Origin of the sequence: Streptomyces sp. NPDC001663 (assembly GCF_042893105.1) — a bacterium.
Taxonomy (GTDB): Bacteria; Actinomycetota; Actinomycetes; order Streptomycetales; family Streptomycetaceae; genus Streptomyces.
In genome coordinates this window covers 46,760-61,715 of the sequence record NZ_JBIAUR010000012.1, presented here as the reverse complement: position 1 = coordinate 61,715, position 14,956 = coordinate 46,760, and the positions used below count along the sequence as shown (strand labels likewise).

Here is a 14,956-nt window from a genome sequence, read left to right as displayed (position 1 = left end):
GGTATGTCGATACGTCACGGGCTGCTGGCGCTCCTGGAACAAGGCCCCCGGTACGGCTCACGGCTGCGCACCGAGTTCGAGGCGCGCACCGGTGGCACCTGGTCCCTGAACATCGGGCAGGTCTACACGACGCTCGGCCGGCTGGAGCGGGACGGCATGGTCGCGCAGGACGGCGTGGACGCGGCCGCGCGGGTGCTGTACGCGCTCACGGACGCGGGCCGGGCCGAGCTGCGGGCCTGGTTCGCGCGGCCCGTGGAGCGGGCGAGCCCGCCGCGCGACGAGCTGGCGATCAAGCTGGTGCTCGCCGTCGGCGCACCCGGCGTCGACGTGCGCCAGGTCGTCGAGGCGCAGCGCCGGCACGTCGCGGAGGCCCTGCACGAGTACGTACGGCAGCGGGCGCAGGCGCTGGGCCGGGCGCCCGGGCACCCGGACGAGCTGGCGCGGCTGCTGGTCCTGGAGCAGCTCATCTGCCATGCGGAGGCCGAGATCCGCTGGCTCGACCACTGCGAGGCCCGGCTGCTGCGGCTGACCATCGCGCGCGAGGGCGGCGACTGACGCAAACTCCCGCACCTCAAACGGTGGATCACCCTGCATGGGGGGCACCACGGTGATGAGATGCACGGGTGCGAGAGAATGGCGGCATGGAGATGCCGAGGAACGAACGGTCGCCGGAGACCCCCCAGATCCTGGTCGTGGGCCAGGACGGCATGGCAATCGGCGGTGGAGACGACGACTCCCGCGAGATTCCGGTGACGGAGCAGGTCGAGCAGCCGGCCAAGGTGATGCGGATCGGCAGCATGATCAAGCAGCTCCTGGAGGAGGTGCGCGTCGCTCCCCTGGACGAGGCGAGCCGGGTCCGGCTCAAGGAGATCCACCGCAGTTCGGTGAAGGAGCTGGAGGACGGCCTGGCGCCGGAGCTGGTCGAGGAGCTGGAGCGGCTCTCCCTGCCCTTCACGGACGACGGCACCCCCAGCGACGCGGAACTGCGCATCGCGCAGGCCCAGTTGGTGGGCTGGCTGGAGGGCCTCTTCCACGGGATCCAGACCACGCTGTTCGCCCAGCAGATGGCCGCGCGGGCCCAGCTGGAGCAGATGCGCCGCGCCCTCCCGCCCGGCGTGGGCGGCCACGAGACGGGCGAGGACGGCCACACCGGCGGCCGCGCGGGCGGACCCTACCTGTAAAGAGACGCACGAAGGGCCGGGCAGCTCCGCAGCTGCCCGGCCCTTCGCATGTGCCGGAGGTCAGGACGGCGGGTTGCCCGTCGAGACGCTCAGCTCGATCTCCGGCATGTCCTTCTCGGAGACGTCCGTGTCGGCCGAGGGGAACTGGTCGATGACCGCGCCCTGGCCGTAGGTGTTCTCGTTGACGTCCTTGATCTTCAGCTGCCAGCCGGCGGCCTGGAAGCACTCCTTGACCGACTGGATGTACTTGAACCGGAAGTCCGGCAGCCGGATCTTCTTGGGGTCGTTGTACGACTCCTCCGGTTCCGTGCACTCGGACGTCTCGATCTTCTTCGAGGTGTCCGGACCGCGGTAGCCCGCCGCCTTCGTCGTCGACGCGCTCGCGCTGCTGCCGCCGCCCTTGCTCTCGTCACCGCCGCTGCCGCCGTTGAGCATCAGCGCCGCGATCAGACCGCCGACGGCGACCAGCGAGACGACGATCGAGCCGATGACCACCGGTTTGTTGTTCTTGCCGCCGCCCGCGGGGGTCGTGGCGGGCTGGGGAGTGATGTTGTACGGCGGCGGGGTCTGCGGCTGCGCATACGGGGACGGGGTCTGGTAGCCGCCCTGCTGCGGGTAGCCGTACGCCGGAGAAGGAGTGGGCGACGGCGTGCCGTACGGGTTCGGAGCCGGCTGGTACGGCGTCTGTACGGGGCCCGTCGGCGCCGGAGTGGCCTGGTCGACCGGCGGGAACACCGCGGAGCCGACGCCGGCACCGCTCGAGGTCTGGGCGCCCGGGACGATGCTCGGCGGGGCGGCCTGGAAGGAGGCGGCCACGCGCAGGCATTCGTCGCGCATGGACTCGGAGCTCGGGAAACGCTCGTTCGGGTTCTTCTTCAGCGCGCGGGCGACCAGCGCGTCCACCGCGGGCGGCAGCGACCGGTTGATCGAGGAGGGCGCCACCGGCTCCTCCTGCACATGCGCGTACGCGATCGCCAGCGGGGAGTCGGCCTCGAACGGCAGCCGCCCGGTGACCAGTTGGAACAGCATGATGCCGACCGAGTACAGATCGGAACGGGCGTCCACGCCGCGGCCGAGGGCCTGCTCGGGCGAGAGGTACTGCGGGGTGCCGACGACCATGCCGGTCTGCGTCATGGACGTGACACCGGACTGCATGGCGCGCGCGATGCCGAAGTCCATCACCTTGACGACGCCGCGCTTGGTCATCATCACGTTGCCCGGCTTGATGTCCCGGTGGACCAGCCCCATCTCATGGCTGATCTCCAGCGCCGCCAGCACGTCCGCCGTGATCTTCAGCGCCTTGTCGGCGGGCATCGCGCCGAACTGCCGTACGTCCTCGTCGAGCACGGAGCCCAGCGGGCGGCCCTCGATGTACTCCATGACGATGTACGGCGTCGTCATCCCGTCGAGGGTGTCCTCGCCGGTGTCGAAGACCGAGACGATGTTGGTGTGCGTGAGCTTGGCCACGGCCTGGGCCTCGCGGCGGAAGCGCTCACGGAAGGCCTGTTCCCGGCCGAGATCGGTGTGCAACGTCTTGATCGCGACCTGGCGGTCGAGCACGGAGTCGTACGCGAGGTGCACCGAGGCCATGCCGCCCTCGCCGAGCAAGTCGCGCAGCTGATAGCGCCCGCCGGCAACCGCGCGCCCCGCGTACCGGCCGTGTGCGCCGTCCTGGCTCATGTTTCCGCGTCCCCCATCGGCCTTCAGGCGCCGGCCCGGCTGTAGTTGATCGAATAGCTCATTCCCGGCCAAGTCTGCCCGAGGGCACTGACACGTCAAGCTCGGTGCCCGTTCCGTGACCGTACGCGAAAGAAGCGTCTCGGGAGCGTTACAGAGGTTGTACGGGCGGTACACAGAATTTGCACCAGGACACAAGATGACGGTTTGATGGCCGGTCCGTCCTGTGCCGGTTCCGGCCCCCTTCTCGGACCGGCGGCTTGCGTTGAGGCTGTAGCGTGGCCGACGGAGACCGTAACAACACCGCGCGCACCGCGGGCAGAAACGACGGCGAGGACTGATGGCACAGCAGCAGCGCGCTCAGGGCCCGTCCGACCCCGAGGCGACTGGCGGCGGTATGTCAGATGCGCCGGAAATGTGGGGTAACGGCGGGCTTGTCGGGGACGGCCGGTACCGGCTGACCCGCAGACTCGGCCGGGGCGGCATGGCAGAGGTGTTCGCCGCCGAGGACGTGCGCCTCGGGCGCACCGTCGCGGTCAAGCTGCTGCGTGCCGACCTCGCCGAGGACCCGGTCTCCAAGGCCCGCTTCACGCGCGAGGCCCAGTCCGTGGCCGGCCTCAACCACCACGCGATCGTCGCCGTGTACGACTCCGGCGAGGACTTCGTGGGCGGCCAGAGCGTCCCGTACATCGTCATGGAGATCGTCGAGGGCCGCACGATCCGCGACCTGTTGATCAACGCCGAGGCGCCGGGCCCCGAGCAGGCCCTGATCATCGTCTCCGGTGTCCTGGAGGCGCTCGCCTACTCGCACCAGCACGGCATCGTGCACCGCGACATCAAGCCGGCGAACGTCATCATCACGCACACCGGTGCGGTGAAGGTGATGGACTTCGGCATCGCGCGTGCTCTGCACGGCGCGCAGTCGACGATGACGCAGACCGGCATGGTCATGGGCACGCCGCAGTACCTCTCCCCGGAGCAGGCCCTCGGCAAGGCCGTCGACCACCGCTCCGACCTGTACGCGACGGGCTGCCTGCTCTACGAACTCCTCGCGCTGCGGCCCCCGTTCGTCGGCGAGACCCCGCTGTCGGTGGTCTACCAGCACGTCCAGGACATCCCGGTCCCGCCGTCGCAGATCTCGAGCGGCGAGGCGCCGCCGGAGCTCGACGGTCTCGTCATGCGCTCCCTCGCCAAGGAGCCGGACGACCGCTTCCAGACCGCCGAGGAGATGCGCGGGCTGGTCCAGTACGGGCTGCAGATGCTGTACGACCAGGGCGGCCACACCGGCACCTGGAACACCGGCCCGGTCGACATGCACGAGGGCCGGCACACCCCGGCCGCCGGTTTCGCCGGCACGCAGGTGCTGCCGCACCCCGGGGACTCCTCCGGTACGACGCAGATCCCGCAGCCGATCCTGCCCGCCGGTTACGGGGGCGGCGACGACGGCGGCTTCGAGGGGCACGGCAACCGGGGCAGCGGCCGCGGCAAGCTGTGGATCCTCGCCGTCCTCGCGGTGATCGCCATCGCGGCCGGCGTCGCGCTGGCGCTGCACAACACCGGTGGGGGCGGTGGGGGCAAGGGCACGACGCAGTCGCCGACCTCGACGAAGTCCACGAAGGACGACACGTCCTCGGCGACGCCGAGCGACGAGGCGACCGACGAGACGACGGACACGTCCACGGACGACAGCTCGACGAGCAGCGGGTCCGGGGACTACACCCCGTCGGCCACGCCGTCGTACACGCCGTCTCCGACCGAGACCAGCGAGCCGACGAGCCAGCCGACGACGGCCAAGCCGACGACGGCCGCGCCGACGACCGCCGAGCCGACGGAGCCCACGGACCCGCCGACGGACCCGACGGGCGGAGGCGGAACGGACCCTGCGGACGGTGGCCTGACCGGCTGACCGGCCGGCGAAACAGCCTCCACGCGCGCGTGGCGCCCTTTTTGCGGCCCACGCGCGCGTTGCTGTCTGCGCGTCCACCGCGTCACTCCGCGAACGCCCCGCACACCGCGTCGTACTCCCGCGTCCACCACACCGCCAGCGCCGAGGCCGCCGGGAACTGCGGGTCCGCACGGGTGTCGCCGCGTTCGTAGTGCCAGCGCAGCATCCAGAAGTCGTTGAGGCGCTCCCACCACACACGGTGCACGGCCGCGGCGAGTTGGGCGGGCGAGGCACCGGCCGTGCGCCGGTACGCGCGCGCGTACGCCCGTACCTTCGGCAGGTCGAGCGCGCCGACGGGCCGTACGAAGAAGATCGCGGCGGCGCGGACGGCCTCCTCGGCGCGGGGACGCAGGCCGAGCCGGTCCCAGTCGACGATCGCGGCGGGCGCGTCCCCTTTGTAGAGCAGGTTGAACGGGTGGAAGTCCCCGTGCACCCAGCCCACCGAACTCCCTTGCGCGGGGCGCCTGTCGGCGTGCTGCTCCAGGAGTGCGCGCCGCTCCAGGAGACGGTGGCGGGCCAGTTCGTCGAAGGAGTCGGCGGGGCGGTGGCGGCGTACCCGGCCGAGCAGGTCGTCGATGAGGGTGAAGGTGTCGGCGGGATCGGCGCTGACGGTCGGCGCCGCGGGTGTCGCGCGCGCCCGCGCGTGCGGCGGCATCACACGCTCCAGACTCGCGTGTACGACGCCCAGGAGCGCCCCGAGCCGCTCGCACTGCCCGGTGGTGAGCTGCCCGCCGTGGCGGTGCCGGCCGTCGATCCACGGGTGCAGCGCGTAGGCGTGCCCGCCGACCACGGCGACCGTGCGCCCGTCCCGGCAGGCCAGCGGCGGCGCGACCGGGACGCCGAGGTCGGCCAGGCGCTGGGTGGCGCGGTGCTGGCGGGCGATCGCGGCCGGGTCGGCGGTCTCGGGGTCGAAGTGGTGCTTGAGGAAGTAGCGGCCTCGGGTGGTGCACAGGCGGTAGCCGCGGTTGAGCAGGCCCTGCTCGACGGGCTCGCAGGTGAGCGCACAACCGGCGGTGTACTGGCGCAGCAGGGCGCCCAGCAGGGGAGCGTGAGGCACGAGGGGTGGTACAGAGGAGCGCGGCACGCGCCAGATGCTAGGGCAGAAGCCAGGCCGGTGAGCTGGGCGTTGTCACAGGCAGTCGTCGGCAGTCGCTTTCGGTCACGGCATGTGCTCGAAGTGGCTTCCAGGCCGCCGTCGGCGGTGTGCACCATGCCGAAGCGCTCGATCTGGGCGGCGGTGGGCTCGTGGGCGGCGCACTCGCCGACGACCTGCACGGACCACAGGCCCTCGCCGGGCCGCGCCGAGCTCAGGTTGTCCGAGCCGTAGGCGAGCGGGCTGCCGATGCACGCCCGGTGGTATCCGCAGCTCCGCGGCATGCGCAGCAGGACCCGGCCGTCCTCGACGATGTGGCGGGCGAAGGCGAGGAGGGGCAGGGCGCGCATGCTGGTGGCGACCCGGCCGTAGTCGGTGCGGGCGAGCAGCTCGACGGCGAGGCGTTCGTCGGAGGGCATGCCAACAGTGCGTCTTCTCGGCGAGATGCATCCGTTCGCCGATCGCGCGGCAGGGACTTGCCGGCCGCGACGTCCGGCCGGGTGGCCGGAATACGTACCATCCCGTCGGCTGCCGTACCGGCCTCGCCGACCACCTCGATGTCGTCCTCGACCGACAGCCGCTTGTGCACGCCACGCCGGACGACCTCATGGTCCTCGAGCGGTAAAACTCGGATTTTTCCCTCTTTGCGCGCGTGGGCAGTTTCACACAGGGCGGACGGACCCGCCCGAGGTGGACTCTTCCCGTGACCTGGGTCACCGGGATAACGTGCCGTTGTTCCGGCCCCCTGCAAGGCTGTGACCAGGAGAAGTTCCCGACTTTCGCGATTTACTTGGAAATCCAAGCAAAATCGCAGGTCAGGAGGGGTTTCACAGAAATGTGGAGCACTGGGTAACGTGCCTATTGCAGGGCGCTCGCCGGGGCACCTGTCACGCCTGTTCCCGACCGAGCCGCACCCACCCTGTGCGTCCGTAGGGGTGCAGGTGAGCCGCACTGGCACCCGGCGAACCCGGGATGCCGGACCGACGGAGGAGCACACGTGACCGTGGAGAGCACTGCCGCGCGCAAACCGCGACGCAGCGCCGGAACCAAGAGCACGGCCGGCAAGCGCACGACCGCAAGAAACGAGCCGGGCACCGACCCCGAGCTCGTACAGCTGCTGACGCCCGAGGGCGAGCGCCTGAAGAACGCCGAGTACGACAAGTACGTCGCCGGCATCACCCCTGACGATCTCCGCGGCCTGTACCGCGACATGGTCCTCACCCGCCGCTTCGACGCCGAGGCCACCTCCCTGCAGCGCCAGGGCGAGCTGGGCCTGTGGGCCTCGCTGCTCGGCCAGGAGGCCGCCCAGATCGGCTCCGGCCGGGCCACCCGCGAGGACGACTACGTCTTTCCGACCTACCGCGAGCACGGCGTCGCCTGGTGCCGCGGGGTCGACCCGACCAATCTGCTGGGCATGTTCCGCGGCGTGAACAACGGCGGCTGGGACCCCAACAGCAACAACTTCCACCTCTACACGATCGTCATCGGCTCCCAGACGCTGCACGCCACCGGCTACGCGATGGGCATCGCCAAGGACGGCGCGGACAGCGCGGTGATCGCCTACTTCGGCGACGGCGCGAGCAGCCAGGGCGATGTCGCGGAGTCGTTCACCTTCTCCGCGGTCTACAACGCCCCGGTCGTCTTCTTCTGCCAGAACAACCAGTGGGCGATCTCCGAGCCGACCGAGAAGCAGACCCGCGTCCCGCTCTACCAGCGCGCGCAGGGCTACGGCTTCCCGGGCGTCCGCGTCGACGGCAACGACGTGCTGGCCTGCCTCGCGGTGACGAAGTGGGCGCTGGAGCGCGCCCGCAGCGGCGAGGGACCGACGCTCGTCGAGGCGTACACGTACCGCATGGGCGCCCACACCACCTCCGACGACCCCACCCGTTACCGGGGCGACGACGAGCGGCTGGCCTGGGAGGCGAAGGACCCGATCCTGCGCCTTCGCCGGTACCTGGAGGCCTCAAACCACGCGGACGAGGGATTTTTCGCGGAACTCGAGGCCGAGAGCGAGGCGTTGGGCAAACGAGTGCGCGAGGCGGTCCGCGCCATGCCGGACCCGGACCACTTCGCCATCTTCGAGAACGTGTACGCGGACGGGCATGCGCTCGTCGACGAGGAGCGAGCCCAGTTCGCCGCCTACCAGGCGTCGTTCGCGGATGAGGGGGGTCACTGAGATGGCCGAGAAGATGGCTCTCGCCAAGGCGATCAACGAGTCGCTGCGCCATGCCCTGGAGTCCGACCCCAAGGTCCTCGTCATGGGCGAGGACGTCGGCAAGCTCGGCGGCGTGTTCCGGGTGACGGACGGACTGCAGAAGGACTTCGGCGAGAGCCGGGTCATCGACACCCCGCTCGCCGAGTCCGGCATTGTCGGTACGGCCATCGGTCTGGCGCTGCGCGGCTACCGGCCGGTGGTGGAGATCCAGTTCGACGGTTTCGTCTTCCCGGCCTACGACCAGATCGTCACGCAGCTCGCGAAGATGCACGCGCGCTCGCTGGGCAAGGTCAAGCTCCCGGTCGTCGTCCGCATCCCCTACGGCGGCGGCATCGGCGCAGTGGAGCACCACTCCGAGTCCCCCGAGGCGCTCTTCGCGCACGTGTCGGGCCTGAAGGTGGTCAGCCCCTCCAACGCGTCGGACGCGTACTGGATGATGCAGCAGGCCATCCAGAGCGACGACCCGGTGATCTTCTTCGAGCCGAAGCGGCGCTACTGGGACAAGGCCGAGGTCAACACCGAGGCCATCCCCGGCCCGCTGCACAAGGCGCAGGTGGTCCGCGAGGGCACCGACCTGACGCTGGTCGCGTACGGCCCGATGGTGAAGCTCTGCCAGGAGGTCGCCGCCGCGGCCGCCGAGGAGGGCAAGTCCCTGGAGGTCCTGGACCTGCGTTCGGTGTCCCCGCTCGACTTCGACTCCATCCAGGCGTCCGTGGAGAAGACGCGCCGCCTGGTCGTGGTCCACGAGGCGCCGGTGTTCTTCGGTTCGGGCGGGGAGATCGCCGCCCGGATCACGGAGCGCTGCTTCTACCACCTGGAGGCCCCGGTCCTCAGGGTCGGCGGCTACCACGCCCCGTATCCGCCGGCCCGCCTGGAGGAGGAGTACCTGCCGGGCCTGGACCGGGTGCTCGATGCCGTCGACCGCGCCCTGGCGTACTGAGGAGAGGGTCGTGACGACGATGACGGAAGCGTCCGTACGCGAGTTCAAGATGCCGGACGTCGGTGAGGGGCTCACCGAGGCCGAGATCCTCAAGTGGTACGTCCAGCCCGGCGACACGGTCACCGACGGCCAGGTGGTGTGCGAGGTCGAGACGGCGAAGGCGGCCGTGGAGCTGCCCATCCCCTACGACGGGGTCGTCCGCGACCTGCACTTCCCCGAGGGCACCACGGTCGACGTGGGCACGCCGATCATTGCGGTGGACGTGTCGGGCGGAACCGCGGCTCCCGCCGAGGCACCGGCCGAGGTTCCCGCGGCCGCCGAGGCTCCCGAGGAGAAGAAGCCCGAGGGCTCGGGCCGCCAGCCGGTGCTGGTGGGTTACGGCGTGGCCGCGTCCTCCACCAAGCGGCGCCCGCGCAAGGGCCCGGAGGTCGTGGTCTCCCAGGCGTCCGCGGCGGTCCAGAAGGAGCTGAACGGCCATGGGACGGCCGCCGTGCCGGCCGCGGTCGACAAGCCCCGCCCGCTGGCCAAGCCGCCGGTGCGCAAGCTGGCCAAGGACCTGGGTGTGGATCTGGCGACGGTGGTTCCGTCCGGCCCGGACGGCATCATCACGCGCGAGGACGTCCACGCGGCGGTCGCGCCTCCCGCGCCTGTGACGCCCGAGCCGGCGCACGTGGCCCCGGCAGTGGTTCCGGCCGCCCCGCCGGCCGCGTACGACACGGCGCGCGAGACCCGCATCCCGGTCAAGGGTGTGCGCAAGGCGACGGCGGCCGCGATGATCGGTTCGGCGTTCACGGCGCCGCATGTCACGGAGTTCGTGACGGTGGACGTGACCCGCACGATGAAGCTGGTCGAGGAGCTCAAGCAGGACAAGGAGCTGCAGGGCCTGCGGGTGAACCCGCTGCTGCTGGTCGCCAAGGCGCTGCTGGTCGCGATCAAGCGCAACCCGGACGTCAACGCGTCCTGGGACGAGGCGGCCCAGGAGATCGTGCTCAAGCACTACGTGAACCTGGGCATCGCGGCGGCCACCCCGCGCGGGCTGATCGTGCCGAACATCAAGGACGCGCACACCAAGACGCTGCCGCAACTGGCTGAGTCCCTGGGTGAGTTGGTGTCCACGGCGCGGGAGGGCAAGACGTCTCCCGCCGCCATGCAAGGCGGCACGGTGACGATCACCAACGTCGGCGTCTTCGGGGTCGACACGGGCACGCCGATCCTCAATCCCGGCGAGTCGGCGATCCTTGCGATCGGTGCGATCAAGCTCCAGCCGTGGGTGCACAAGGGCAAGGTGAAGCCCCGCCAGGTGACGACTCTGGCGCTGTCCTTCGACCACCGGCTGGTGGACGGGGAGTTGGGCTCCAAGGTCCTGGCCGACGTGGCGGCGATCCTGGAGCAGCCGAAGCGGTTGATCACCTGGGCGTGAGCGTCCAGTGAACAGCTGATCAACCGGGCGTGATCCGAGAGGCGGCCCCCGTTGCGCGCGGGGGCCGCCGGGTCACTTCCCGCCGACCCCGGACGCGGGCCTCCGCGCCAGCAGCGTGGCGATCGGCCACTTCCTCCCCGCCTCGGGCTCCTGCACCACCCGCGCGGTGACCTCGAGCCCGGCCTCACCGAGCAACTCGGCCAGCCGGTCCGCCGGTTGCAGATACGACTCGTACGACACCGGATGCCCACCGTAGGCCTGCGCCGGCCGCAGCCGCTCGCCGTCTCCCACATGGCCGGCCAGCATCAGGCAGCCGCCGGGTGCAAGCGTCCGGCGGAACTCGGCGTAGATACGCGGCAGTAGCTCCGGTGGGGTGTGGTGGGTGGAGTAGTAGGCGAGGACGCCGCCGAGCGTGCCGTCCTCGATGTCCAGGGCCGTCATCGAGCCCACCCCGAAGGTCAGCCCGGGATGGGCCCGCCGGGCCTGCTCCACCATCCGCGGTGACAGATCGATGCCGAAGACGGACAGCCCGAACCCGGCCAAGTGGGCCGTCACGAAGCCCGGTCCGCAGCCCAGGTCCGCGACCGGGCCATCCCCGCCCTCCTGCACGGCCTCCGCGAACGCGGCCAGCAACGCGCGAGACAGCGGGTCCAGTTGCGTGGGCCGCTTGACCTGCTCGGCATAGTCGGCGGCGACGGTGTCGTACGACTCCCGGACGGCGGTGAGATAGGAGGCTTCCAGCGTCACCCGGGCGACTCTAGTGGTCCAACTCCAGCCGCAGACGCACGTATTCGGCCTCGCACGGGCCCGGGCGGCTGTAGCCGCCCGGTCGCCGGCCGTGGCAGGCATAGAAGGCCTGAGCCCGGCTGTTGCGCTCCCACACCTCGAGGACTCCCTCGGTCAGCCCCAACTGCCCGGCCGGACATGGATCGGTACAGCTGGCCGGCGGTCGTGGGATCGACGTCGTCCTCGTCCTCGTACGGCGGGCCCATCGGTGCTGTGTGCCGTGCGCGAGGGCGAGGTGGCGGGGGTGCTGTCGGGCGGGGGCATCCGCAGCCCGCTGCACGAGGGCTTCGTCCGCTTCCTCCGCGAGAGGTGTCCGGTCGTCGCGCTCGATCGCCCGCAGCCACGCCTGCTGCCGGTCCGCACGCGCCTCGCCGGAAGTCAGCTCCGCGTCCGCGGTGACGCGTGGGGTGCGAAGCACGGTTCCCGCCCGTATGCCTCCCGTCGGCATGATGAAGGGGCCCGCCGCTCGTAAGCGGCAGGCCCCTTCGACCACGTACGTCTACGCGTCAGCCGAGCTTGGCGAACCCGTAGTTCATCAGCTTCTTCGCGTCCGACTCCCGCTGGGCGATGGAAGTGGAGGCGAGGACGGTGCCGATGACCGTCTTGCCGTTGCGGGTGGCGGCGAAGACGAGGCAGTACTTGGCCTCGGGGCCGGAGCCGGTCTTCACGCCGATCGCGCCGCTGTAGCTGCTGAGCAGCCCGTTGGTGTTGGTCCACGGCGACATCGTGCGGGTGGAGCCCGTCTTGGTGATGGTCTTCGCGGTGTACTTCTTCGTCTTCACGACCGTGCGGAACGTGGAGTTCTTCATCGCGCTGCTGGCGATCTTCGTCAGGTCGCGCGGCGTCGAGTAGTTGGCGCCGTTGCCGATGCCGTCGAACGAGTCGAAGTGCGTGTTCGTCAGGCCCAGGTTCTTCGCGGTGGTGTTCATCTTGCCGATGAACGACTTCACGCGCGCGGCCCGCGTCGAACCCGAACCGAACTTGTCGGCCAGTGCGTACGCGGCGTCGCAGCCCGACGGCAGCATCAGCCCGTACAGCAGCTGGCGGACGGTGACCTTGTCGCCGACGATCAGGTGGGCCTGCGAGGCGTTGTTGGCGACGACGTAGTCGCTGTAGGCCTTCTGGATGGTGACCTTGGCGTCGAGGTTGAGGTTCGACTGGGACAGCACGACCTTCGCGGTCATGATCTTCGTGGTGGAGCCCGTGGAACGCTTGGTGTCCGCCGCCTTCGTGTACAGCGTCTTCGCGTTCGCGTTGTTCATCACGTAGCCGCCCTTGGCCACGATCGAGGGCGTGGTGACGGCCTGCGCGGGCGCGGCGGCCAGAGCGCCGGTCGCGAGCACGGCGCCTGCGGTGACGGTGACCGCGGCGGCTCTGCGGAGGCGGCTGCCCTTGATGCCGGTGATGGCAGTAATCAACTGAAATACCCCGATTGCGTTGAATGCCCCTGAGATGCGGCCGGGTTGGAGGCAAAGAGGGGAAAGAAAGTGGGGCCGCACGTGTGTGACACGTAAGTAGCACAGAAGGTTGTGTTGCCGCTGAGGCGGGGGTCCTCTGGACAGCGATCGGACAGCAACCCGTCCGTATCCCGGACCGGCTCCCTCATGCGTACGTGTTGTATCTATGCTGTTCGCATGACCACCCCGGGGACCCTGTCCGTCAAGCAACCACCCGCCGCCGACCGTGTCTACACCCACGTCAAGCAGGGTGTCCTGGAACGCCGTTACGAGGGCGGGACCCTCCTCACCGAGGGCGAACTCGCCGAGGCCGTAGGGGTGTCGCGCACGCCGGTGCGCGAGGCGCTGCTGCGGCTCGAGGTGGAGGGGCTGATCAAGCTCTACCCGAAGAAGGGCGCGCTCGTGCTGCCGGTCTCCGCCCAGGAGATCGCCGACGTCGTGGAGACCCGGCTGCTGGTCGAGGAGCACGCTGCGCGCAAGGCCGTACCCGCTCCGGCCGGGCTCATCGAGCGGCTCGAGGAGCTCCTGGCGAAGCAGAAGCAGCAGGCCGCGGCCGGGGACCTCGCCGGGGCCGCCGTCACCGACCGCTGCTTCCACGCCGAGATCGTCCGCAGCGGCGGCAACGAGATCCTCTCCCGCCTCTACGACCAACTCCGCGACCGGCAGCTGCGCATGGGCGTCGCCGTCCTGCACTCCCACCCCGACCGGATCGCCAAGACCCTCGTGGAGCACGAGGAGATCCTTCAGGCGTTGCGCTCGGGGGACGCAGAGGCCGCGGTCGGGGTCGTCAACCGGCACGTCGGCTGGTTCTCCCACCTCGCCCGGGGTGAGGTCCGATGAGCAGCACCACCCTGCCGGGTGACCCGCCCGGCGGCCGGCGCGCGATGGCCGTATGGGGAATCGGCGTCTCCGTCTACTTCGTCGCCGTCATCTTCCGTACGTCCCTGGGTGTCGCCGGCCTCGACGCCGCGGACCGCTTCCATGTGAACGCCTCGGCGCTGTCGACCTTCTCGATCCTGCAGCTGCTGGTGTACGCCGGGATGCAGATACCCGTGGGCCTGCTGGTGGACAGCCTCGGCACCAAGAAGGTCCTGACCATCGGGGTCGTGCTGTTCACGGCGGGCCAGCTCGGCTTCGCCTTCTCGCCCTCGTACGGCATGGCCCTCGCCTCCCGCGCTCTGCTGGGCTGCGGTGACGCGATGACCTTCATCAGCGTCCTGCGCCTGGGCACCCGCTGGTTCCCGGCGCGCCGCGGGCCGCTGGTCGCACAGCTCGCGGGCCTCGTCGGGATGGCGGGCAACCTGGTCTCCACGCTGGTCCTGGCCCGGCTGCTGCACGGCGTCGGGTGGACGGCGGCGTTCGCGGGCAGCGCGCTCGCCGGTGTCGTGGTCCTCGTACTGATGCTGCTGTTCCTCAAGGACCACCCCGAGGGCCACGAGCCGGAGCCCTTCCCGCACCAGGGCGCCGCCTATGTACGGCGGCAGATCGCGGCCTCATGGCGTGAGCCGGGGACCCGGCTCGGGCTGTGGGTGCACTTCACGACCCAGTTCCCGGCGATGGTGTTCCTGCTGCTGTGGGGCCTGCCGTTCCTGGTCCGGGCCCAGGGCCTGTCCAGGGCCACGGCGGGGGAGCTGTTGACGCTGGTGGTCCTCTCGAACATGGTCGTGGGACTCGTCTACGGCCAGATCGTCGCCCGGCACCACGCGGCCCGGCTGCCACTGGCGCTCGGCACGGTGGGCGCGACCGCGCTGATGTGGGCGGTGACACTGGCCTACCCCGGCGAGCACGCTCCGATGTGGCTGCTGGTCGTGCTGTGCACGGTGCTCGGGGCCTGCGGCCCGGCGTCGATGATCGGCTTCGACTTCGCGCGCCCGGCCAACCCGCCGGAGCGCCAGGGCACGGCGTCCGGCATCACCAACATGGGCGGCTTCGTCGCCTCGATGACCACGCTGTTCCTGATCGGTGTGCTGCTGGACGCGACCGGCGACAACTACCGCGTCGCCTTCTCCGCGGTTTTCGTGCTCCAGGCACTCGGCATCAGCCAGATCCTGCGGCTGCGCGGACGGGTCGCCCGGCGGGAGCGGGAGCGGCTGGTGGCGAGCCGGGTGGAGACGGTGCACGTGCCGGCGTGAGACGGGGGCGGTTCACTCCAACCGGCCTTCACAGCGCAGGTGTTGCTGTGTCATGGGCGTGTGACAGCGGTGTCGTGAAGCGAGGACGGGCGTGACCTGAGGGGTCGTCG

General features: G+C 70.5%; 13 protein-coding genes and 1 pseudogene. 8 read left to right on the top strand and 6 right to left on the bottom strand.

The annotated features are described in order from the left end of the window. The first annotated feature begins 3 nt into the window (after positions 1-3). Both ACFY1L_RS34320 and ACFY1L_RS34315 read left to right on the top strand, forming a co-directional pair. A complete protein-coding gene (locus ACFY1L_RS34320) occupies positions 4-555 on the top strand; it encodes a PadR family transcriptional regulator (protein ID WP_388832911.1) in 552 nt (183 codons plus the stop codon). A gap of 86 nt (positions 556-641) precedes the next feature. Continuing rightward, positions 642-1,181, top strand: coding sequence for a bacterial proteasome activator family protein (locus tag ACFY1L_RS34315; RefSeq protein WP_388832908.1), 540 nt, complete (start codon positions 642-644; stop codon positions 1,179-1,181). A gap of 60 nt (positions 1,182-1,241) precedes the next feature. Here the strand turns inward: ACFY1L_RS34315 and ACFY1L_RS34310 are convergent, their stop codons facing one another. Further along, positions 1,242-2,861, bottom strand: a complete 1,620-nt coding sequence (locus tag ACFY1L_RS34310) for a protein kinase (RefSeq protein ID WP_388832905.1) — start codon at positions 2,859-2,861, stop codon at positions 1,242-1,244. 337 nt (positions 2,862-3,198) lie between these two features. On the opposite strand from ACFY1L_RS34310, the gene ACFY1L_RS34305 reads away from it, so the two are divergent. Further along, positions 3,199-4,764 carry a protein kinase gene (locus tag ACFY1L_RS34305; protein ID WP_388832902.1) on the top strand — a complete coding sequence of 522 codons (1,566 nt, stop codon included), beginning with the start codon at positions 3,199-3,201 and terminating at the stop codon, positions 4,762-4,764. A gap of 82 nt (positions 4,765-4,846) precedes the next feature. On the opposite strand, the gene ACFY1L_RS34300 is transcribed toward ACFY1L_RS34305, so the two are convergent. Both ACFY1L_RS34300 and ACFY1L_RS34295 read right to left on the bottom strand, forming a co-directional pair. Then, the gene (locus tag ACFY1L_RS34300; protein ID WP_388833619.1) at positions 4,847-5,860 is read right to left on the bottom strand and encodes a phosphotransferase; all 1,014 of its coding nucleotides are present in this window, start codon (positions 5,858-5,860) and stop codon (positions 4,847-4,849) included. Positions 5,861-6,380: 520 nt separating this feature from the next. Next, positions 6,381-6,566 (bottom strand): annotated as a pseudogene (locus ACFY1L_RS34295) (hypothetical protein); the annotation flags it as partial. A gap of 327 nt (positions 6,567-6,893) precedes the next feature. Here ACFY1L_RS34295 and pdhA point away from each other — a divergent pair. Genes pdhA through ACFY1L_RS34280 form a run of 3 tightly spaced genes read left to right on the top strand, consistent with a single transcriptional unit; the run spans position 6,894 to position 10,471 of the window. Next, entirely contained in the window at positions 6,894-8,072 is a 1,179-nt protein-coding gene (pdhA, locus tag ACFY1L_RS34290) for a pyruvate dehydrogenase (acetyl-transferring) E1 component subunit alpha (protein WP_388832899.1), read from the top strand. Between the two features lies 1 nt (position 8,073). Next, positions 8,074-9,051, top strand: coding sequence for an alpha-ketoacid dehydrogenase subunit beta (locus ACFY1L_RS34285; RefSeq protein ID WP_361268175.1), 978 nt, complete (start codon positions 8,074-8,076; stop codon positions 9,049-9,051). Positions 9,052-9,061: 10 nt separating this feature from the next. Then, entirely contained in the window at positions 9,062-10,471 is a 1,410-nt protein-coding gene (locus ACFY1L_RS34280) for a dihydrolipoamide acetyltransferase family protein (RefSeq protein WP_388832895.1), read from the top strand. A 72-nt stretch (positions 10,472-10,543) separates the two neighbouring features. On the opposite strand, the gene ACFY1L_RS34275 is transcribed toward ACFY1L_RS34280, so the two are convergent. From ACFY1L_RS34275 to ACFY1L_RS34265, 3 genes are all read right to left on the bottom strand, one after another. Beyond that, positions 10,544-11,218 (bottom strand): class I SAM-dependent methyltransferase, encoded by a 675-nt coding sequence (locus tag ACFY1L_RS34275; protein ID WP_351323900.1) that lies wholly within the window; start codon positions 11,216-11,218, stop codon positions 10,544-10,546. 10 nt (positions 11,219-11,228) lie between these two features. Then, complete coding sequence (locus tag ACFY1L_RS34270; protein WP_388832891.1) at positions 11,229-11,675, bottom strand: hypothetical protein; 447 nt, start codon at positions 11,673-11,675, stop codon at positions 11,229-11,231. Between the two features lie 88 nt (positions 11,676-11,763). After that, positions 11,764-12,675: a D-alanyl-D-alanine carboxypeptidase family protein gene (locus ACFY1L_RS34265; RefSeq protein ID WP_388832888.1), complete on the bottom strand. Its 912-nt coding sequence runs from the start codon at positions 12,673-12,675 to the stop codon at positions 11,764-11,766. Positions 12,676-12,891: 216 nt separating this feature from the next. Here ACFY1L_RS34265 and ACFY1L_RS34260 point away from each other — a divergent pair, with 216 nt between their 5' ends. Beyond that, positions 12,892-13,554, top strand: a complete 663-nt coding sequence (locus tag ACFY1L_RS34260; protein ID WP_388832885.1) for a GntR family transcriptional regulator — start codon at positions 12,892-12,894, stop codon at positions 13,552-13,554. Then, the gene (locus tag ACFY1L_RS34255; protein WP_388832882.1) at positions 13,551-14,846 is read left to right on the top strand and encodes a nitrate/nitrite transporter; all 1,296 of its coding nucleotides are present in this window, start codon (positions 13,551-13,553) and stop codon (positions 14,844-14,846) included. The genes ACFY1L_RS34260 and ACFY1L_RS34255 overlap by 4 nt, the downstream gene beginning before the upstream one ends. Positions 14,847-14,956 lie beyond the last annotated feature (110 nt).

Coding starts and splice junctions, on each gene's coding strand:
- ACFY1L_RS34255 (WP_388832882.1), top strand. CDS start 13,551: ATGAGCAGCACCACCCTGCCGGGTGACCCGCCCGGCGGCCGGCGCGCG.
- ACFY1L_RS34260 (WP_388832885.1), top strand. CDS start 12,892: ATGACCACCCCGGGGACCCTGTCCGTCAAGCAACCACCCGCCGCCGAC.
- ACFY1L_RS34310 (WP_388832905.1), bottom strand. CDS start 2,861: ATGAGCCAGGACGGCGCACACGGCCGGTACGCGGGGCGCGCGGTTGCC.
- ACFY1L_RS34315 (WP_388832908.1), top strand. CDS start 642: ATGGAGATGCCGAGGAACGAACGGTCGCCGGAGACCCCCCAGATCCTG.
- ACFY1L_RS34305 (WP_388832902.1), top strand. CDS start 3,199: ATGGCACAGCAGCAGCGCGCTCAGGGCCCGTCCGACCCCGAGGCGACT.
- ACFY1L_RS34285 (WP_361268175.1), top strand. CDS start 8,074: ATGGCCGAGAAGATGGCTCTCGCCAAGGCGATCAACGAGTCGCTGCGC.
- ACFY1L_RS34320 (WP_388832911.1), top strand. CDS start 4: ATGTCGATACGTCACGGGCTGCTGGCGCTCCTGGAACAAGGCCCCCGG.